16 protein-coding genes and 1 pseudogene are annotated in these 19,394 nt (G+C 71.6%); 5 read left to right on the forward strand and 12 right to left on the reverse strand.

Going from position 1 to position 19,394, the window contains the following annotated elements; genetic code table 11:
• Positions 1-7: 7 nt before the first annotated feature.
• From NOCA_RS19440 to NOCA_RS19455, 4 genes are all read right to left on the reverse strand, one after another.
• Positions 8-733, reverse strand: a complete 726-nt coding sequence (locus NOCA_RS19440) for a hypothetical protein (RefSeq protein ID WP_041546708.1) — start codon at positions 731-733, stop codon at positions 8-10.
• A 91-nt stretch (positions 734-824) separates the two neighbouring features.
• Positions 825-1,601, reverse strand: a complete 777-nt coding sequence (locus tag NOCA_RS19445) for a succinate dehydrogenase/fumarate reductase iron-sulfur subunit (RefSeq protein ID WP_011756980.1) — start codon at positions 1,599-1,601, stop codon at positions 825-827.
• A gap of 10 nt (positions 1,602-1,611) precedes the next feature.
• The gene (locus NOCA_RS19450) at positions 1,612-3,450 is read right to left on the reverse strand and encodes a fumarate reductase/succinate dehydrogenase flavoprotein subunit (protein ID WP_238383372.1); all 1,839 of its coding nucleotides are present in this window, start codon (positions 3,448-3,450) and stop codon (positions 1,612-1,614) included.
• Positions 3,451-3,553: 103 nt separating this feature from the next.
• The gene (locus NOCA_RS19455; RefSeq protein ID WP_238383373.1) at positions 3,554-4,336 is read right to left on the reverse strand and encodes a hypothetical protein; all 783 of its coding nucleotides are present in this window, start codon (positions 4,334-4,336) and stop codon (positions 3,554-3,556) included.
• A 201-nt stretch (positions 4,337-4,537) separates the two neighbouring features.
• Between NOCA_RS19455 and NOCA_RS19460 the strand changes: the two genes are divergently transcribed.
• The 4 genes from NOCA_RS19460 (at position 4,538) to NOCA_RS19475 (ending at position 9,170) form a co-directional block, all read left to right on the forward strand.
• Positions 4,538-5,623 carry a glycosyltransferase gene (locus tag NOCA_RS19460; RefSeq protein ID WP_140403962.1) on the forward strand — a complete coding sequence of 362 codons (1,086 nt, stop codon included), beginning with the start codon at positions 4,538-4,540 and terminating at the stop codon, positions 5,621-5,623.
• Between the two features lie 63 nt (positions 5,624-5,686).
• Entirely contained in the window at positions 5,687-6,388 is a 702-nt protein-coding gene (locus tag NOCA_RS19465) for a succinate dehydrogenase cytochrome b subunit (RefSeq protein ID WP_011756984.1), read from the forward strand.
• 20 nt (positions 6,389-6,408) lie between these two features.
• Complete coding sequence (locus NOCA_RS19470; protein ID WP_011756985.1) at positions 6,409-8,427, forward strand: fumarate reductase/succinate dehydrogenase flavoprotein subunit; 2,019 nt, start codon at positions 6,409-6,411, stop codon at positions 8,425-8,427.
• Positions 8,427-9,170, forward strand: a complete 744-nt coding sequence (locus NOCA_RS19475; protein WP_011756986.1) for a succinate dehydrogenase/fumarate reductase iron-sulfur subunit — start codon at positions 8,427-8,429, stop codon at positions 9,168-9,170. The genes NOCA_RS19470 and NOCA_RS19475 overlap by 1 nt, the downstream gene beginning before the upstream one ends.
• Positions 9,171-9,178: 8 nt before the next feature.
• Here NOCA_RS19475 and NOCA_RS19480 read toward each other — a convergent pair whose 3' ends face one another.
• The 5 genes from NOCA_RS19480 to NOCA_RS19500 all read right to left on the reverse strand — a co-directional run bounded on the left by NOCA_RS19480 (position 9,179) and on the right by NOCA_RS19500 (position 15,236).
• Entirely contained in the window at positions 9,179-10,201 is a 1,023-nt protein-coding gene (locus NOCA_RS19480) for a TIGR03032 family protein (RefSeq protein ID WP_011756987.1), read from the reverse strand.
• Positions 10,198-12,000, reverse strand: a complete 1,803-nt coding sequence (locus NOCA_RS19485) for an ELWxxDGT repeat protein (RefSeq protein ID WP_049774411.1) — start codon at positions 11,998-12,000, stop codon at positions 10,198-10,200. Before NOCA_RS19485 ends, NOCA_RS19480 begins: the two co-directional genes overlap by 4 nt.
• 80 nt (positions 12,001-12,080) lie before the next feature.
• Entirely contained in the window at positions 12,081-12,620 is a 540-nt protein-coding gene (locus tag NOCA_RS19490) for a 2'-5' RNA ligase family protein (protein WP_011756989.1), read from the reverse strand.
• Positions 12,621-12,630: 10 nt separating this feature from the next.
• Positions 12,631-13,689 (reverse strand): tryptophan--tRNA ligase, encoded by a 1,059-nt coding sequence (gene trpS, locus NOCA_RS19495; protein ID WP_011756990.1) that lies wholly within the window; start codon positions 13,687-13,689, stop codon positions 12,631-12,633.
• A gap of 74 nt (positions 13,690-13,763) precedes the next feature.
• A complete protein-coding gene (locus NOCA_RS19500; protein ID WP_011756991.1) occupies positions 13,764-15,236 on the reverse strand; it encodes a cellulase family glycosylhydrolase in 1,473 nt (490 codons plus the stop codon).
• 72 nt (positions 15,237-15,308) lie between these two features.
• On the opposite strand from NOCA_RS19500, the pseudogene NOCA_RS28315 reads away from it, so the two are divergent.
• Positions 15,309-15,764: pseudogene (locus tag NOCA_RS28315) on the forward strand (GNAT family N-acetyltransferase); the annotation flags it as partial.
• A 74-nt stretch (positions 15,765-15,838) separates the two neighbouring features.
• Here the strand turns inward: NOCA_RS28315 and NOCA_RS19505 are convergent.
• From NOCA_RS19505 to NOCA_RS19515, 3 genes are all read right to left on the reverse strand, one after another.
• Complete coding sequence (locus tag NOCA_RS19505; RefSeq protein WP_011756993.1) at positions 15,839-17,074, reverse strand: MFS transporter; 1,236 nt, start codon at positions 17,072-17,074, stop codon at positions 15,839-15,841.
• 63 nt (positions 17,075-17,137) lie between these two features.
• On the reverse strand, positions 17,138-17,968 hold the full coding sequence (locus NOCA_RS19510) for an SDR family oxidoreductase (RefSeq protein WP_011756994.1): 831 nt from the start codon (positions 17,966-17,968) through the stop codon (positions 17,138-17,140).
• Positions 17,965-19,320: a cytochrome P450 gene (locus tag NOCA_RS19515; protein WP_011756995.1), complete on the reverse strand. Its 1,356-nt coding sequence runs from the start codon at positions 19,318-19,320 to the stop codon at positions 17,965-17,967. Before NOCA_RS19515 ends, NOCA_RS19510 begins: the two co-directional genes overlap by 4 nt.
• Positions 19,321-19,394: the final 74 nt, after the last annotated feature.

Raw genomic sequence — 19,394 nt, forward strand, 5'->3', positions numbered from 1 at the left:
GAGCAGGTCACGACCTAGGTCCCGCGGCCGCAGGCCCAAGGTCGGGGCTCGGGTCGGACGTCGCCAGCCAGGCCTCGACCGCGTCCCGGACGACCTCGTCGCGGGACCGCCCGTCCCGGGCCGCGTCCAGCCGCGCCACCAGGGTCGCGGGGATTGTCACGGACGCGGTGCCGGCCGGCGCGCCGAAACGGCTCAGCGCCGAGACGACGACCGTGCCGAGCACGTCGAGGATCGCGACCACGCCCATGCCGCGCAGCACGACGCCCGGCGGGTCGTCCTGGGTCACCAGGATCACGGACAGGGCGACCGCCAGCACCGTCGCGAGCACCAGCGTGCCGGCCAGCAGCCACCGCACCGCCGGGCGGCCGCGGGCGCCGATCGCCAGCAGCAGGGACGCCTGGGCCAGCGTCGCGGCGACCGTGGTCCCGACGCCGAACCCGCGGCCCACCAGGTCGCTCCCGTCCGCGCCGAGGTCGGCCCAGATCAGCACCAGCCCCGTGAGGACCGGGACGACCACGGCCATGCCGCCGGCGACCCCGACGAGCTGGTACGCCGTGCCGCCCGTCGCGAGGTAGCAGAGCACGGCGACGCTGGCGACGCCCACGAGCAGCGTGGTCAGCAGCACCCGCCCCTCGGTGCGTCCGAAGGCGCCGCCCCCCAGCAGCGCGACCACGCCGAGCAGCGCGGCCACGGAGAACGAGCCGATCGTCAGGCGCACGATCTGCGTGCGCACACCCCTCGTTGCCGTCATGCTCCATCGTGGGCCGGAACGGCGCCGCCGAGAAGCGGCGCAGGGCCCCTCCGACGCGGACGTTGGGCCTGCGCTACAGCTCGCTGCGCCCGTCGTTGTCGCGGTTGCGGATGCCGATCTTGCTGCCGAGCCAGACCAGCGGGTCGTACTTGCGGTCCACGACCCGCTCCTTCATCGGGATGATCGCGTTGTCGGTGATCCGGATCCCCTCGGGGCACACCTCGGTGCAGCACTTGGTGATGTTGCACATCCCGAGGCCGGCTGCGGCCTGGGCGAGCGCGCGGCGGTCGTGGGTGTCGAGCGGGTGCATGTCGAGCTCGGCGTACCGCAGGAAGAACCGGGGCCCGGCGAAGGCGGGCTTGTTCTCCTCGTGGTCGCGGATCACGTGGCAGGTGTTCTGGCACAGGAAGCACTCGATGCACTTGCGGAACTCCTGGCCGCGCTCGACGTCGACCTGGGCCATCCGGCGCTTGCCGTCCGCATCGCGTGGCGGCGGCGCGAACGACGGCAGCTCGCGGGCCTTCTCGTAGTTGAAGGACACGTCGGTGACCAGGTCGCGGATCACCGGGAAGGACCGCATCGGGGTGACCGTGATGGTCTCGGCCGGGTCGAAGTCGGAGAGCCGGGTCATGCACATCAGGCGTGGGCGACCGTTCACCTCGGCGCTGCAGGAGCCGCACTTGCCGGCCTTGCAGTTCCAGCGGACGGCGAGGTCACCGGCCTGGGTCGCCTGCACCCGGTGGATGGCGTCGAGGACGACCTCGCCCTCGGAGACCTCGACGTCGTAGTCGCCGAGGTCGCCGCCGTCCTGGTCGCCGCGCCAGATCCGCATCTTCAGCGTGTAGCCCATGACGGCCCCTTCACTCGAAGAACTTCTTGAGCTCGTCCGGCATCGCCGGGAGCGGCTGGTGGGCGAGGTCGACGCCGGTGCGGTCGGCGGCCAGCCGGAGCACCAGGTTCTTCGACCCCCACTCGGGGCTGGGCCCCGGGAAGTCGTCGCGGGTGTGCCCGCCGCGCGACTCCTCGCGCTCGAGCGCGGCCTTCGCGATGCACTCGCTGACCAGCAGCATGTTGCGCAGGTCGAGCGCGAGGTGCCACCCGGGGTTGTACTGCCGGTGCCCCTCGACCGTCATCCGCCGGGCCCGCTCCTTGAGCCGGTCGATCTCCTGGAGCGACTGCTCCAGCTCGGGGCGGGTGCGGATGATGCCGACCAGGTCGTTCATCGACTGCTGCAGGTCCTGCTGGACCGTGTAGGGGTTCTCCCCGCCACCCTCCGATGCGGTGACCTCGAACGGCGCGAGCGCGTCACGCTCGGCCGCCTTCACGTCCTCGTCCCGCACCGCCGGGCGGGACCCGCCGAGCGAGGTGGAGTACGACGCCGCAGACTCGCCGGCCCGACGGCCGAACACCAGCAGGTCGGAGAGGGAGTTGCCGCCGAGCCGGTTGGAGCCGTGCATGCCGCCCGAGCACTCGCCCACGGCGTACAGGCCCGGCACCGCCGACAGCTCGGTGTCGGCGTCCACCTCGATGCCGCCCATCACGTAGTGGCAGGTCGGCCCGATCTCCATCGGCTCCTGGGTGATGTCGACGTCGGCCAGCTCCTTGAACTGGTGGTACATCGACGGGAGCCGCTTGCGGATGAACTCGGGGGACCGGCGGGAGGCGATGTCGAGGTAGATGCCGCCGTGCGGGGTGCCCCGGCCGGCCTTGATCTCGGAGTTGATCGCGCGGGCCACCTCGTCGCGCGGCAGCAGCTCGGGCGGGCGGCGGCTGTTCGCCTTGTCGTCGTACCAGCGGTCGGCCTCCTCGACCGTGTCCGCCGTCTCGTCCCGGAAGTACTCCGGGATGTAGTCGAACATGAAGCGCTGGCCTTCGGAGTTCTTCAGGATGCCGCCGTCGCCGCGCACCGACTCGGTGACCAGCAGCCCCTTCACGGACGGCGGCCAGACCATGCCCGTGGGGTGGAACTGGACGAACTCCATGTTGATCAGGGCGGCCCCGGCGCGGAGCGCCAGGGCGTGGCCGTCGCCGGTGTACTCCCACGAGTTCGACGTGACCTTGAACGACTTGCCGATCCCGCCGGTCGCGAGCACCACGGACGGTGCCTCGAAGACGACGAACCGACCGGTCTCGCGCCAGTACGCGAACGCGCCGGCGATCGCCCCGTCCACCTTCAACAGCTCGGTGACCGTGCACTCCATGAACACGTCGATGCCGAGCGCCACGGCGCGCTGCTGGAGGGTGCGGATCATCTCCAGGCCGGTGCGGTCGCCGACGTGGGCGAGGCGGGCGTACTTGTGGCCACCGAAGTCGCGCTGCGAGATCAGCCCGTCGTCGGTCCGGTCGAACAGGGCGCCCCAGTCCTCGAGCTCCATCACCCGCTCGGGGGCCTCCTGGGCGTGCAGCTGGGCCATCCGCCAGTTGTTGAGCATCTTTCCGCCACGCATGGTGTCGCGGAAGTGCACCTCCCAGTTGTCCTCGGGCCAGCGGTTGCCCATCGCCGCCGCGATGCCGCCCTCGGCCATCACCGTGTGCGCCTTGCCGAGCAGGGACTTGCACACGATCGCGGTGCGCGCGCCCGTCTCGTGCGCGGCGATCGCCGCGCGCAGCCCCGCCCCGCCGGCGCCGACCACGACCACGTCGTACCGGTGCCGCTCCAGGCCGCCGGCCTCGGCGCCGGACATCTCGTTGCCCGTCATCGGGTGTCTGGTCTGGGGTTCAGTCATCTGTGGCCTTCCGGGGTCCCCGCGGAGTTGTCAGCGGAGGAGCGAAGCGGGGGAGCTGGGAACTTCGTGGGGTGGTTCAAAAGAACCTCGGGTCGTCGAAGGCCCCGGTGGCGAGCAGGTAGATGTAGAAGTCCACGATCGCGACCGAGAACAGCGAGTACCACGCGTAGGTGCCGTGCCGGGCGTTCAGCCTCGAGACCAGCGTCCACATCCGGTAGCGGACCGGGTGCTTGGAGAAGTGCCGGAGCCGGCCGCCCGTGATGTGACGGCAGGAGTGGCAGCCGAGCGTGTACAGCCAGATCAGCACCACGTTGGCGATCATCAGCAGGGTGCCCAGGCCCATGTGGATCCCGTCGGGCTCACCCGGTGCCGGGCCGAAGGCCAGCACCGTGTCCCAGGTCAGGATCAGCGCGATCACCACGGCGGCGTACCAGAACCAGCGGTGCAGGTTCTGCAGGATCAGCGGGAAGCGGGTCTCGCCGGAGTAGGCGCCGTGCGGCTCGGCGACCGCGCACGCGGGCGGGGAGAGCCAGAACGCGCGGTAGTACGCCTTGCGGTAGTAGTAGCACGTCATCCGGAAGCCCAGCGGGAAGATCAGGATCACCAGCGCCGGCGACAGGTTCCACCACGACAGCGGTCGGCCGAAGTCCGAGGACCCGGCCACGCAGTCCGCCGTGAGGCAGGGCGAGAAGAACGGCGAGAGGTACGGCTCGGAGTAGAAGTTGTCGCCCGCGAACGCCCGGTAGGTGGCGAACAGGACGAAGCCGCTGAACACGACGAACGTGGCGAGCGGCACGAGCCACCACCGGTCCTCGCGCAACGTCCTCGCGCCGATCCGGGCTCGCGTGGGCCCGTCCACACCTGTCGATCCTGGGGTCGTGCTGGGTGCGTCCGTCGACGCCATCGCCACCTCCGCCGGCTCCGGTGCTCGTGCCTTGGGTGTTGCCTAGGTGAGTCTGCACACTCGCGGCCGGATGTGAAAGAGGCCACACGGGCGAGGTTCACCCGACATCCACCTGGCCGCAGCGGCCCGGTCACCCCCCGAGGCGATCCTGACGACATGCGGATCGCCCTGGTGACCGAGACGTTCTTCCCCGCAGCGGACGGCACGACGACGACCGTCAAGGCCGTCGCCGACCGGCTCGTCGAGACCGGCCACGAGGTGCTCGTGGTCGCGCGCGGCCCCGGCCTGGCGTCGTACGGCGGGAGCGAGGTGGTCCGGGTCCGCCAGCTGGACCGGCCCGGCGCGCAGGTCCGCGAGGCGCTCGAGCGGTTCGGCCCCGACCTGGTGCACGTCACGTCCCCGGACGCCGTCGGGCGCAAGGCGCTCAAGCACGCCCGCCGGCTCGGCGTCCCCACGCTGGTCGTGGAGCAGTCCGCCCTGATGGACGTCGCCGCCGACTACTGGCGCAGCCGGGTCGCCCGGCGCAGCGACCGCGTGCTGGTGACGTCGCGGTGGATGGTGGGCCGCCTGGCCGAGTTCGAGGTCGACGCCGGCCTGTGGCCTCCCGGCACGGACCCGGCCGCGTTCACCCCCGCCCTGCGCGACGAGTGGCTGCACGAGCGGTGGTCGCGGGCGCGGTCCCGCACCGGCCCCCTGGTCGTCGTGGGGTATGTCGGCAGCCTCCGCAAGCGCCACGACGTGCGCCGGCTGGCGGCGCTCGTCCGGGTGCCGGGCATCCGCACGGTCGTCGTCGGCGACGGCCCGCAGCGCGCGTGGCTCGAGGCCCGGTTGCACGGCGCGAAGTTCACCGGGGAGCTCGGCACCGGCGACCTGGCCGCCGTGCTGCCGACGCTCGACGTGCTGGTCCATCCCGGTGAGCACGAGACCTGCTGCCATGCGCTGCGTGAGGCGGCCGCCGCGGGCGTGCCGGTCGTCGCGCCGCGCTCGGGCGGCGCTCCAGACGTGGTGGTGTCCCTCGAGACCGGCCTCCTCTACGACCCGACCGACGAGCACGCGCTGGCCCGTGCGGTCGCCGCCATCGCCGCGGACCGGCACCGCTCCCTGCTCGGCGCGCGCGCCCGCGAGCTCGCGACGCGCACCTGGCGACAGGCGGTCGACGAGCTCGTGGAGCGGCACTACGTCCCGCTCGCGGCGTCGCGGAGGGCCCCCGGCGCGGAGGAGAAGGTCCTGATTTCTCCGTAATCTGGCGTAAGTCACACGCCCCGCGGGGCTTACCGGTCGGTAGCAGCGGTAGCGTGTCGCAACGTGGCAACGACGACCTTGGTCAAAGGGGCGCGAGCATCACGCTCGACGATCACCCTGAAGCTCTTGATGGCCGCCAGCGGCCTCCTCTTCATCCTCTTCGTGCTCATGCACATGTACGGGAACCTCAAGGCCTTCGGCGGCCATGACACGTACAACGAGTACGCCGAGCACCTGCGCACCTTCGGCGAGCCGATCCTGCCGCGCGAGGGCCTGCTGTGGATCCTGCGCGTCGGACTCCTCGCCGCGCTGGTCCTGCACGTGTACAGCGCCCTCGCACTGTGGCACCGGGCCGGCAAGGCGCGGACCACGAAGTACGTGGTGAAGAAGAACCTCGCGTCCAGCCTGTCCTCGCGGACCATGCGCTGGGGCGGCGTGGCGATCCTGCTGTTCGTCGTCTGGCACCTGATCAACTTCACGATCGGGAAGGTCAACGTGTCCGGTGGGGCCACCAACGACCCGTACAACCTGCTTGTGGACTCGTTCAACTCCTGGTGGCTGACGGTGATCTACCTGGTCGCGATGCTCGCGCTCGGTATGCACCTGCAGCACGGTGTCTGGAGCGCCGCCCAGACGCTCGGCCTCACCAACAACGCCCGCGCACGTCGCAACGCCAAGAGCCTCGGCTGGATCATCGCCGTGGTGGTCGCGGGCGGGTTCTCCCTCGTGCCGATCTTCGTCCTCGCCGGCGTCATCGAGAAGTAAGGGCTGCACACATGACCGACATGCCGGACACCACTCTCACGCCCGAGCCCAGCCACGACGCGCCCGGCGCGCACGGCGACGACGCCGCGGGCTACTACCGCCCCGGCGACCCGGTCGCCGACGCGAAGGCTCCCGACGGCCCGATCGCGGAGCGGTGGAACACCCGCAAGTTCGAGGCCCGCCTGGTCAACCCGTCCAACCGGCGCAAGCTCGACGTGATCATCATCGGCACCGGCCTGGCCGGGGGCGCCGCCGCCGCCACCCTGGGCGAGGCCGGCTACAACGTGAAGTCCTTCTGCTACCAGGACTCCCCGCGCCGGGCCCACTCGATCGCCGCCCAGGGCGGCATCAACGCGGCCAAGAACTACAAGGAGGACGGCGACTCCGTCTACCGGCTGTTCTACGACACGGTCAAGGGCGGCGACTACCGCTCGCGGGAGTCGAACGTCTACCGCCTGTCCGAGGTCAGCTCGAACATCATCGACCAGTGCGTCGCGCAGGGCGTCCCCTTCGCCCGCGAGTACGGCGGCCTCCTCGACAACCGCTCGTTCGGCGGCGTGCAGGTCTCCCGCACGTTCTACGCCCGCGGGCAGACCGGCCAGCAGCTCCTGATCGGGGCCTACCAGGCGATGGAGCGCCAGGTCGCGGCCGGCACCGTCACCCAGTACACCCGCCACGAGATGCTGGAGCTGATCGTCGCCGACGGCCGGGCCCGCGGCATCATCGCCCGCGACATGGTCACCGGCGAGATCCAGACCCACCTCGCCGACGTGGTGGTGCTGGCCAGCGGCGGCTACGGCAACGTCTTCTACCTCTCGACGAACGCCATGGGCTCCAACGTCACCGCCAGCTGGCGGGCGCACCGCAAGGGCGCGTACTTCGCGAACCCCTGCTACACCCAGATCCACCCGACCTGCATCCCGGTCTCGGGATCGCACCAGTCCAAGCTGACCCTGATGTCGGAGTCGCTGCGCAACGACGGCCGGATCTGGGTCCCGAAGAACAAGGCGGACTGCGACAAGGACCCGCGCACGATCCCCGAGGAGGCCCGCGACTACTACCTGGAGCGGATCTACCCCTCGTTCGGCAACCTGGTCCCCCGCGACATCGCCTCGCGCGGCGCGAAGAACGTCTGCGACGAGGGCCGCGGCGTCGGCCCGGAGGTCGACGGCGTGCGCCGCGGCGTCTACCTCGACTTCAAGGACTCGATCGGCCGCCTGGGCGAGGACGCCGTGCGGGAGAAGTACGGCAACCTCTTCGACATGTACCTGCGGATCACGGGTGAGAACCCGTACGAGGTCCCGATGCGGATCTACCCCGCGGTGCACTACACGATGGGCGGCCTGTGGGTCGACTACGACCTCCAGTCGTCGATCCCCGGCCTGTTCGTGGCCGGCGAGGCGAACTTCTCCGACCATGGCGCCAACCGGCTCGGCGCGTCGGCACTGATGCAGGGCCTCGCGGACGGCTACTTCGTGCTGCCCCAGACGATCCGCGACTACCTCGCGGACGGGCCGTTCGACAAGATCGCCGAGGACCACCCGTCGGTGGTGGAGGCCAAGAAGTCCGTCGAGGACCGGGTCGCCCACTTCCTGAACACCAACGGCACCCGCAGCGTCGACTCCTACCACCGCGAGCTCGGCAACATCATGTGGGAGTACTGCGGCATGGAGCGGACCGCGGACGGCCTGAAGAAGGCGATCGACCTGATCCGCAGCCTGCGCGAGGACTTCTGGCGCAACGTCAAGGTCCTCGGCACCGCCGACAGCCTCAACCAGTCCCTGGAGAAGGCCGGCCGGGTGGCCGACTTCTTCGAGCTCGGTGAGCTCATGTGCATCGACGCGCTCAACCGGCGCGAGTCCTGCGGCGGCCACTTCCGGGCCGAGTCGCAGACCGAGGACGGCGAGGCGCTTCGCCACGACGACCACTTCGCGTACGTCGCGGCCTGGGAGTTCGCCGGCGACGGCGAGCTGCCGGTACTGCACAAGGAAGACCTCGTCTACACGGCCATCGAGATGAAGCAGCGGAGCTACAAGTAATGAAGGTGACTCTCAAGATCTGGCGGCAGCCGGACGCGGCCTCGAAGGGCGCGATGCACACCTACGAGGTCGACGAGGTGACCGGGGACATGTCGTTCCTCGAGATGCTCGACGTGCTCAACGAGCAGCTCAACGCCAAGGGCGAGGACCCGGTCGCGTTCGACTCCGACTGTCGCGAGGGCATCTGCGGCATGTGCGGCCTGATGATCAACGGCCAGGCCCACGGCCCCGAGGTCACCACCACCTGCCAGCTGCACATGCGCTCGTTCAAGGACGGCGACGAGATCGTCATCGAGCCCTGGCGCGCCGACGCGTTCCCGGTCATCAAGGACCTGGTCGTCGACCGCGGCGCGTTCGACCGGATCATCCAGGCCGGCGGGTTCATCTCGGTCAACACCGGCTCGGCACCGGAAGCGCACTCGGTGCCGGTCCCCCGCGAGGACGCGACCCGCGCCTTCGACGCGGCCACCTGCATCGGCTGCGGCGCCTGCGTGGCGGCCTGTCCGAACGGCTCGGCGGCCCTGTTCATGGGTGCGAAGATCACCCACCTCGGCGAGCTCCCCCAGGGCCAGCCGGAGCGCGACGACCGCGTCGTCAGCATGGTCGCCCAGCACGACCACGAGGGCTTCGGCGGCTGCACGAACATCGGCGAGTGCGTCGCGGCCTGCCCGAAGGAGATCCCGTTCGACGTGATCTCCCGCCTCAACTGGGACCTGCACGCCGCCCTGCGCCACGGTCACTGACGCGGCGCTCAGGACGGCAGCAGCCATACCTCGTCGTCGCCGCCGAGCGTCGGGCAGCGGGTGCCCGGGACGACTTGCACGTCGAAGATCTCGGTGACGGCGGTGTCGAACTGGAGCGTGGCGACCGTGGTGCCGCTCGCCAGCTCGACCACGCCGACGCCGCACAGCAGCTGGTCGTGGTACTCCGCGATCGGGGCGCCGCCGAAGACGTTGGTCTCCCGGATCCGGGACAGCCCGACGAAGGCGAGTCCGCCGTGGAAGGCCAGGCCGCGCGCGTAGCCGGGGAACGTGGCGACGATCTCGCGGCGGCCGCTCGAGGGCTCGACGTGCTCCAGACGACCGTAGCCGGAGTTCAGCACGAACAGGCGGCCGTCGTACCAGCGCGGGGAGTGTGGCATCGCCAGCCCCGCGGTCACGACCTCGCCGGACGCGACGTCGACGACGACGCCACTGTCGTTGCGCGTGGAGCGCCAGGCGCCGGGCTGGTCGCTGGGCGCGAACGCTGTGACCGAGGCCGGCCGGCCGTCCCGCATCGCCAGGCCGTTGAGGTGGCAGCGGTCCTCGGCCGCGAGCCCCGAGACGAACGGCGGTCGCCAGCGCGGAACGAAGCTGAAGCGGTCGTCGAGCGTCGCCAGGCAGGAGAACGCCGTGTTCACGACCCAGAGGCCGGACTCACCCCAGGCCAGCTCGTGGCAGGCGATCGCGCCGGTGACGACCGACGCACGGGGCAGCCAGCACCGGTCGTACCGCCCCTTCGGGGCGATCGCGGGCGCGACGTCGGAGTGGTCGCGCAGCGTCCAGACCTGGGTCTTGCCGCCGACGGCGACCCGGTCGGCGCCGACGGCCACGCCCATGGCCTGGTCGAACCTGCGGAACGAGAAGGTCGGCCGTCCGTCGTGGGTCCCGATGGCGACCAGCTGTCCGGCCTGGTAGGTGGAGACCAGCAGCGAGCAGCCGGCCTCCTCGAGCACCTGCGGGAAGGTCGCACTGTGGTGGAACCCGACCTCGGTGGCGTCGCCCGCAGCGGTCAACGCAGCCTCAGCGTGTACCTGTGGACCACGCCGTTGCCGGCTCCGCCGCACGGGGTGAACGTGAACCGCGCCAGGACCCGCAGCTCGCCGTCCTTCCGCAGCGCGCGCAGGCCGGCCCGGGTGGGCCGCAGGGTCACGGTGGTCGTGCCGGCCTCGGTCACGTCGGTGGTCGACCGCCGGATCTCCGACCCGGCTGCCGGGGCCACCGTCAGGGTTCCGGCGCCCTGGACCGAAACCTTCAGGCGCAGCGTGCCGGCCCGGGTGTCGGCCTTGCCGTCGGACTGGACGGCGAACCCGCCGCCCTTGTTGATGTCCGCGACCATGGCGGTGCCGGCGGCGGTGCCGTCGGACCTCCAGAGCTCGCTGCCGTGCCGGCCGTCGTCCGCGCGGAAGTAGACGGTCCCGCCGACGGCGGCGAGGGAGGTCGGGCTGTAGGAGACGCCCGACGGCTGTATGTCCTTGACCATCGTGGTGCCGGACTCGGTGCCGTCGGAGGTCCACAGCTCCCGCCCGTGGAAGCCATCGCCCGCGGTGAAGAACAGTGTGCCGGCCGCGTCGACCAGCCAGTACGGCGTGCTGCTGTAGAGGTCGGGGTTGATGTCCTTGACCATCACGGTGCCCGCCTCGGAGCCGTCCGAGCGCCACAGCTCCTGCCCGTGGACGCCGTCGTCGGCGCGGAAGAAGAGGGTCCCGCCGACGTCGGTCAGGCTGGTGGCTTCGTAGTAGGACTCGTCACTCGGGTCGATGTCCTTGACCAGGACCGTGCCGGCCGCGGAGCCGTCCGACTTCCAGAGCGCCCGGCCGTGCTCGCCGTCGTCGGCGCTGAAGAACAGGGTCCCGCCGGCCTCGGTCAGGTAGCCGGGCCGGGCGGAACCGGCCCCGGGGTCGACGTCCTTGACCAGCTGCGTTCCCGCGGCGGTCCCGTCCGACTTCCACAGCTCGGCCCCGTGGACGCCGTCCCGGGCGGTGAAGAACACCGTGTCCCCGTTCGCCGTGAAGTCGCTGGGCGAGCCGCCGTACTCACCGGCTCGGATCTCCTTGAGCATCGCCGTCCCGGCACGGGTGCCGTCCGAGGTCCAGAGCTCGCGGCCGTGCGTGCCGTCGTCGGCGGTGAAGAACAGCGTGTCACCCACGGCGGTCAGGCCGACCGGGCCGCGGTCGTAGTACCCGCCCTCCGAGGGGAGGTCGGTGACCCGGACGGTGCCGCGTCGGGTGCCGTCCGAGCGCCACAGCTCGCGGCCGTGCGTGCCGTCGTCGGCGGTGAAGAACAGCGCGTCGCCCACCGCGGTGAGGGACGCCGGCCCGCCGTAGTACGACCCGTCCTCGGGATCGATGTCCCTGACCAGCACGGTCCCGGCCGCGGTCCCGTCGGACCTCCACAGCTCCCGGCCGTGCTCACCGTCGTCGGCGGTGAAGAACAGGGTCGCGCCCACGGCGGTCAGCTGCGACGCATGGTCGTAGTAGCCGTCACCCTGGGTGAGGTCCTTGACCAGGACGGTTCCGGCCGCGGTCCCGTCCGAGGTCCACAGCTCCCGGCCGTGGACCCCGTCGTCGGCCAGGAAGAAGAGGGCGTCACCGACCTGGGTGATCTGGTACGGCGAGCTCGCCGGGGTGGGGACATCGCCACCGCACTGCACCGGCGCGCTGGTGGCGCCCAGGGTGCCCGAGGCGCTCGCGGTGCTCGTCGGGGTGGCGAGCGCCGGCGCCGTCAGGCCGGACAGGCCGACGGCGGCCACGGTCGCGGCGCCCGCGGCGCGGCTCAGCCGGGCCCGGCGCCGATGCTCCTTGGCCCGAGCCACCCTCTGCCGGAGTGCCTGCTCATGTGCAACTCGACGCCGACGACTCATGTCCGACCTCCGCTAGCTGGATGCTACGCAGGTCAGACGCCGCGCGGAGGCGTTTGGTTGCCAGCCTGGAGAGGGAAATCGCGAGTGGGTCGCCAGCCGGTCCGGTCGTCGTGCACGTAGAGGTGGAAGCGCTCGGCCTCGAACTGGCACTCGAACCCGGCGAGCTCCTCGAAGGCCTGGTCCAGCAGGTCGTCGCCGAGGTGATGGGCGATGGTCACGTGCGGGTGGTAGGGGTACTGCAGCTCCGCGTCGAGCGGTCCCCGGCGCAGGGCCTTGGCGAGCTGCTCGCAGCGAGAGATGCCCTCCACCAGGGTCACGAAGACCACCGGTGAGACCGGTCGGAAGGTGCCGGTGCCGCGCAGGTGCACCCGGAACGGGTCGGCACCCGCGGCGACGTCCTCGAGATGCCTCTCGACCTCCGCCGCCTGGCCCGGGTCGATCTCGGTCGGCGGGACCAGCGTGATGTGGGTGGGGATCATCGCGGCGGTGTGGTCGCCGACGGCCTTCCGGTAGTCCTGCAGCTCAGAGGCCCAGGGCTCCGGGATCGCGAGCGCTACGCCAATCGTCGACACGTGGCAGACCCTACTGGCCCGCCGCGACGAAGCCGACCCGCTGGTAGACGTCGCGCAGGGTCGTGGCCGCCACGGCGCCGGCCTGCTCCGCGCCCCGGCGGAGTACGTCGGTCAGGTAGGCCTGGTCGTCGAGCAGCTCGAGCGTGCGCTCGCGGAACGGGGTCACGAAGTCCACGACTGTCTCGGCCAGCTCCTTCTTGAGGTCGCCGTACCCACGGCCCTCGTACTCCTCCTCGAGGTCCGACACGGCGCGCCCGGTGAGGGCCGAGAAGATCGTGAGCAGGTTGCTGACTCCGGGCTTGGTCTCGGGGTCGAAGCGGATCTCCGAGCCGGAGTCGGTCACCGCGGAACGGATCTTCTTCGCCGAGACCCGCGGGTCGTCGAGCATCTCCACGATGCCGGACGGCGAGGACGCCGACTTGGACATCTTCGAGGTCGGGTCCTGGAGGTCGGTGATCTTCGCGGTCGCCTTGAGGATGTAGGGCTCGGGGAGCCGGAAGGTCTTCTTGTAGCGGCTGTTGAAGCGCTGCGCGAGGTCGCGGGTGAGCTCGAGGTGCTGGCGCTGGTCCTCGCCGACGGGGACGTAGTGCGGCCGGTACAGCAAGATGTCGGCCGCCTGGAGGATCGGGTAGGTGAACAGACCGACGCTGGCCGCGCCTTCGCCGCCCTTGGCGGACTTGTCCTTGAACTGGGTCATCCGGCGGGCCTCGCCGAAGCCGGTCAGGCACTGGAGCACCCAACCGAGCTGGGCGTGCTCAGGGACCTGCGACTGCACGAAGATCGCCGACCGGTCGGGGTCGATGCCCATCGCGATCAGCTGCGCGGCCGCCCGGAGGGTGCGCTCCCGCAGCACCTTCGGGTCCTGCTCCACGGTGATCGCGTGCAGGTCGGCGATGAAGAAGAACGGCTGGTAGTCCTCCTGCAGGTCCACCCACTGCCGCAGCGCGCCCAGGTAGTTGCCGAAGTGGAACGAGTCAGCGGTCGGCTGGATCCCGGAGAGGACCCGCGGACGGGACGTCCCCGAGCCCTGGAGGGACGCCGAGACCTCGGGCGCGGTCGTGGTGGACATGGCGTCCATTGTTCCTGATCGGCCGGGGCCGACGGGCACAGGGCCCTGGGTCCGGCTCGGGGTCCGGCCGGGGGTCACCGGCCCCGCACGACCAGGCGCACCGCGCTGGCGCCGCGGTCCTGGGCGACCACGAGCACCCGGGCGTCCGGGGCCGAGACGACGCGTCCCCCGGTCACGGTCACCCGGTAGCCGTCGGGGTAGACCAGTCGCGGCAGGCTCAGGGTCGTCCGGCTGCCGGCCGCGAACCCTCCCCCACCGGCCCGCGCGGTGCGCCAGGTCGCCTCGAAGGCCCGGCTGTCGCGGTCGAAGGAGTACGCCGTCGGCACCCCGGACACGGCCAGCGGGTACGGCACCACGATCGCCCTCAGCTTCTGCCGGTCGACGTTGTCGCCGACGGGCGGCCGGGACGGGTCGAGGACCAGCGCCTGGGTCGCTCCCGGGCCGGTCGTGGTGGGGTCGTCGCACCCGCAGTAGGCCCAGTACTGCCAGCCGACCCGGTGCGCGGCCGCCCGGTCGACCATGGTGGTCAGGGTGGTCCGGTCGGTGGTCGCGCCGAACTCGGTGAGCAGCGGCGGGTGCCCGAGGTCCGTTCCGTGCTGGACGGCGTTCTGGAACACCAGGTCGTCGAAGGTGCCACAGGCCTGCTGGCCGGCGCCCTCGGCGTCCGCCTCCGCGGTCAGGCAGTAGTCGTGGAAGGAGAAGCCGAGCCGGTCGCCGGTCGGCGCGACGTGGGTCTGGGCGCCGTTGTTGAACAGCACGTTCGGCTCGTAGAACACGGCGGTGCGGCGGTCCACCGCGCGGATCGCGTCGGCAGCCCGCTGCGAGAACGCCTGGAGCTGGGCGTCGAACGCCGGGCAACCGGCCGGGTTGGCGCAGGTCGACCACGCGGACCCGGGCCACGGCTCGTTGAACAGGTCGAGGCCGAGGACCCGCGGGGCGTCGGCGAAGTACTCCGCGACGTGCGCCCACGCCGCGGCGTAGCGGTCCTGCAGGCCCACCCCGCCGGGGCCGGGGTCGTTGGCCCAGAAGTGGTAGAAGGCGCGCAGCAGCGGCGCCATGCCGAAGTAGTTGTAGGGGAAGCCGAGCTGCGGTTGGGCCGGCAGGCCCTCGTCCTGGACCGCCCAGTCCGGCGCCCCTTCTCCCTGGAACCGCTCGTTGTAGAGGTCCTGGTGGAAGTCCAGGAGCGTCCAGATGCCCTCCGCCGCCAGCACCTCGGTGGTGTGCTCGATCCGCGCGAGGTAGGCGTCGTCGTACTCCCCCGGCTCGGGCTCGACCGCCTTCCAGATCAGTCCGAGCCGGACGGTGGTGAAGCCCTGGCGGGCGAGGAACCGCGCGTCGTCACGGCCGAAGCCGACCTGGTCCGGGGCGTACGGAGCGATCTTGGAGACCATGTTGAGCCCGTGCAGCACCAGGACCCGGCCCTGCGGGTCGACGATCCAGCGACCGGAGGTCCGCGCCCGGGTGGCCCCGTCCGAGGAGGCCGACGCGGTCGGCACGGGGCCGAGGAGCAGGAGTCCGAGGGTCACCAGGACGGCGAGGAGGCGCATGCCCGGGCAACGACCGGCGGCGAGGACGGTTATCGGTTTGTCGCGTCACACGGCGGTTGGCAGGGTGTGCCCATGACGACCGAGCCGCTGCCCGCGCTCGACAACCCGGTGGTCGAGGGTGCCGGCGTCCGGCTGCGCCCGTTCACCGACGCCGACGTGCCCCGGATCGTCGAGGGGATCGGCGATCCCGACACGCAGTACTGGCTCGCGTTCCTGCCGCGCGACCCCGGGGCGGCGCAGGCCCGCGCCTACCTCGAGCAGGTCGCCGAGCGGCTCGCCGCCCGCCACACCGTCACCTGGGCGGTCTGCACGCCGACGGACGAGGCGCTGCTCGGCGTGGTCGGCATCTACCGGATCACCGAGGAGCCCGAGGTCGGCTACTGGACGCACCCGCAGGCCCGGGGCCGCGGCATCACCATCCGCGCGGCCGGCCTGGCCATCCGGCACGCCTTCGACACGCTCGGGCTGGACCGGCTGGCGGGCTACGCCTCCGCGCCGAACCTCGCCTCGCTGCGGGTGCTCGAGGCCAACGGAATGCGCCGTTCCGGCGTCCAGCGCGCGGCCGTGCACACCGGCGACGGCACCCCGGTCGACCTGGTCGGCTACGAGCTGCTGGCCTCGGAGTACGCCGAGGCGCGCTCCTCGCGCCCGTGGACCGAGGCCGACCACAGCAGCACGGCCACCCCGACCACCGAGAGCGCGCCCCCGACGAGCGCGGGCGCGCGGTAGCCGTAGCCCGCGGCGATCACGAGGCCGCCGAGCCAGGCGCCGAGGGCGTTGGCGAGGTTGAGCGACGCGTGGTTCATCGCGGCGCCCAGCGTCTGCGCCTCGCCGGAGACCGCCATCAGCCGCAGCTGGAGGTTGATCACCAGGACCGAGCCGATCGCGGTGACCAGGAACACCGCCGGCAGCAGCAGCCACCCGTGCGGGGCGGCCGCCCAGACGACCAGCATGACCAGGCCGGAGCCGATGCCGGACCAGATCAGCGACCGGAGGACCGACCACTCCGCCAGCCGGCCGGCCAGCCAGGTGCCGGCGACCATGCCGACGCCGAAGGCGGCGGTGAACACCGGCACGGCGGACTCCGCGAGCCCGCCGACCTCGGTGACGGTGGGGGCGATGTAGGAGTAGACCGCGAACAGCCCGCCGAAGCCGACGGCACCCGCCAGCAGGGTCAGCATCGCCTGCCCGTTGCGGAAGAACTGCAGCTCGCGACGCCCGGTCGCGGCGGGGTTGCCGGGGCACGAGGGCACGAAGAGCAGGACCATCACGATCGTCGCGGCCGAGATGAGCGCCGTCGAGAGGTACGCCGCGCGCCAGCCCGCCTGCTGGCCCAGCCAGGTCGCGGCGGGGACGCCGACCACGTTGGCGACCGAGAGCCCGAGCATCACCGAGGCCACGGCGCGGCCACGCCGGGCCGGCGGCGCGAGGCTCGCGGCGACCAGCGAGGCGACCCCGAAGTAGGCGCCGTGCGGCATCCCGTCGAGGAACCGGGCGACGAAGAGCACGCCGTACCCGGTCGCCACCGCGCTGAGCAGGTTGAACGCGGCGTAGGCGACCATCAGCCCGACCAGCAGCCCGCGCCGCGGGAGCCGGGCGCCGAGCACCGCGATCAGCGGGGCGCCGACGACGACGCCGAGCGCGTACGCCGAGATCACGTGGCCGGCGGTCGGGATCGAGACGTCGATCCCGTCCGCGATCTGCGGCAGCAGCCCCATCGTCACGAACTCGGTGGTGCCGATCGCGAAGCCGCCGAGCGCGAGGGCCAGCACCGCGAGCGCGAAGTGCGAGGCGCGGCTGCTCGGCGCCAGCCCCGCTGCGGGCGCGGTCGTCGTCATGGGCGTGCGGGGCCTTCCGGTCGTCGTGGCACTGCCAGTCTGCAACCGGACGACCGGTGGCGCCTATTCCGCGCCGCGCCGGGCGCGCTGTTCGTACGCCGCGCGTGCGGCCGGGTCTGCCTTCGCGAGCACGTCGTCGGCGCCCATCGCCCTGGCCATCGCGTCCTGGACCCGCCGCGGCAGCGCCTGGGTGACCTTGGTCGGCCCCTGCACCCAGCGCGGCACCCACACCTCTGCCCGCGGCTTGCGCACGACGCTCTCGATGACCGCGGCGACGTCGTCGGCCGTCACCGGCGGCACGCCCTTCGCGGCCGGGATGCCGGCGGAGAGCTCGGTCTGCACCACCGTCGGCAGCACCAGGGAGACGTCGATGCCGAGCGGTCCGAGCTCGGCCCGGGTGGCCTCGCTGAACCCGACGACGGCGAACTTCGAGGCGGAGTACGACGCGCCGTCGGCGACCGCGAGCCGGCCGACGGCGGAGGCGACGTTGACGATGTGGCCGTGGCCGCGCTCGGCCATCCCCGGCGCGACCGCCTTCGTGCCGTTGATCGGACCGTGCACGTTGACGTTGAAGATCGCCCGGGTCACCTCGTCGGGCTCCTTGAGCACCGAGCCGAGCGGCATGATGCCGGCGTTGTTGACCAGCACGTCCCACGGCCCGAGGTGGGCGACCTCGCCGAGGAACTCCCGCCACGAGGCCGGGTCGGTGACGTCGAGCCGCGCGGCGACCACGCGGTCGCCGTACGCCGCCGCGACCTCCTCGGCCAGCTCGGCGTCGAGGTCGCCGATGGCGACCGAGGCGCCCTGCCGGGCGAACCGCTCGACCGTGGCCCTCCCGATGCCGCGGGCGCCGCCCGTCACGATGATGGACATGCCGGAGATCTGACGACTCAAGATTCACCTCGGGGGTCGGTGCGGACGAGGTCGATGGGCTGGCCGTCCTTGGCGAAGGGCAGCGAGTGGTTGTCGTACGGCGCGGCGTACCCGGGGTCGACGCTCCAGCGGTGGTTGCGCAGCAGCCGGTGCAGGATCGCCTTGACCTCGATGCCGGCGAAGTAGAGCCCGATGCACTTGTGCACCCCACCGCCGAACGGTTCCCAGGCGTAGCGGTGCGAGCGGTCCTCGCGGCGCTCGGGGGAGAACCGTTCGGGGTCGAACACCATCGGGTCGGTCCAGTAGTCCTCCATCACGTGGGAGAACTGGACCCCGACCATCACGTCGGTGTCGGCGGGGATCAGATGGCCCTGGACGACGGTGTCCTTGACCGTGCGCCGGACCAGGATCGGCACCGGCGCGTGCAGGCGCAGCGCCTCCTTCATCACCCAGTCCAGGGCCTGGAGCCCCTCGAGCTCGGCCAGGGTCGGCTCGGGGCCGAGCGCGAGGGCCTCCGCTCGGCAGCGCTCCTGCCAGAGCGGGTGCTGGCCGAGGAGCTGGAGGATGGTCGAGGTGGTGATCGTCGAGGTGTCGTGGGCGGCCATCATCAGGAAGATCATGTGGTTGACCACGTCCTCGTCGCTGAACCGCTGGCCGTCCTCGGTCTCGATGTGGCAGAGCACGGAGAAGATGTCCTCGGTGCGGGTCGCGCGCTTGGCCGGGAGGTAGTGGCGCAGGAACTCCTCGAGCACCTTGCGACCGCGGTAGGCGCGGCCCCAGCGGGTGAACGGGACGTCCGCGCGGACGATCCCGGCGGCGGCCTGGACGCAGGCGATGAAGGCGCGGTTGACGCGGTCCATCTCCGCCCGGCTGGTGTCGCCCGCACCGCCCATGAAGATGTCGGCGGCGATGCCGAGGGTGAGCTGCTTGAGCGCCGGGTAGGAGCGGAACCGGCGCTCCGTGTCCCAGGACGCCGTCCCCTCGGCGATCGCCGGGTGCATCCGGGTCGCATAGGTCTCCAGGCGGTCGCGGGTGAACGCCTCCTGCATGATCCGCCGGTGCGCGTGGTGCTCATCGAAGTCCAGCAGCATCAGGCCGCGCTTGAAGAACGGACCCACGATCTTGCCCCAGGCCGGCTCGTTGGCGAATGCCTTGTCCTTGTTGCGCAGCACCTGTTCGCACGCGTCCGGGCCGAGCAGCACGACGGCGTGGTCGAGGGCCGAGTCGAACGGCGAGACCGGTCCGTAGGTCTCCCACTGGTGGCGGAAGAACCCGATCGGGTCCCGGGTGTAGTCGAACAGCCGCCCCACGAGGGGGAGCCCCCGGTCGCTGCGGAGCTGGGCCGGCACCTCGAGCGTCGCCTGGTCCACCATCCCGCAACCATGATTCAGGAAGGGCGTCCTGTCAATGTTTCACCCGGGACGCGACCGGCCGTGAGAGGGTGACG

It is taken from the genome of Nocardioides sp. JS614 (genome assembly GCF_000015265.1).
GTDB lineage: Bacteria > Actinomycetota > Actinomycetes > Propionibacteriales > Nocardioidaceae > Nocardioides.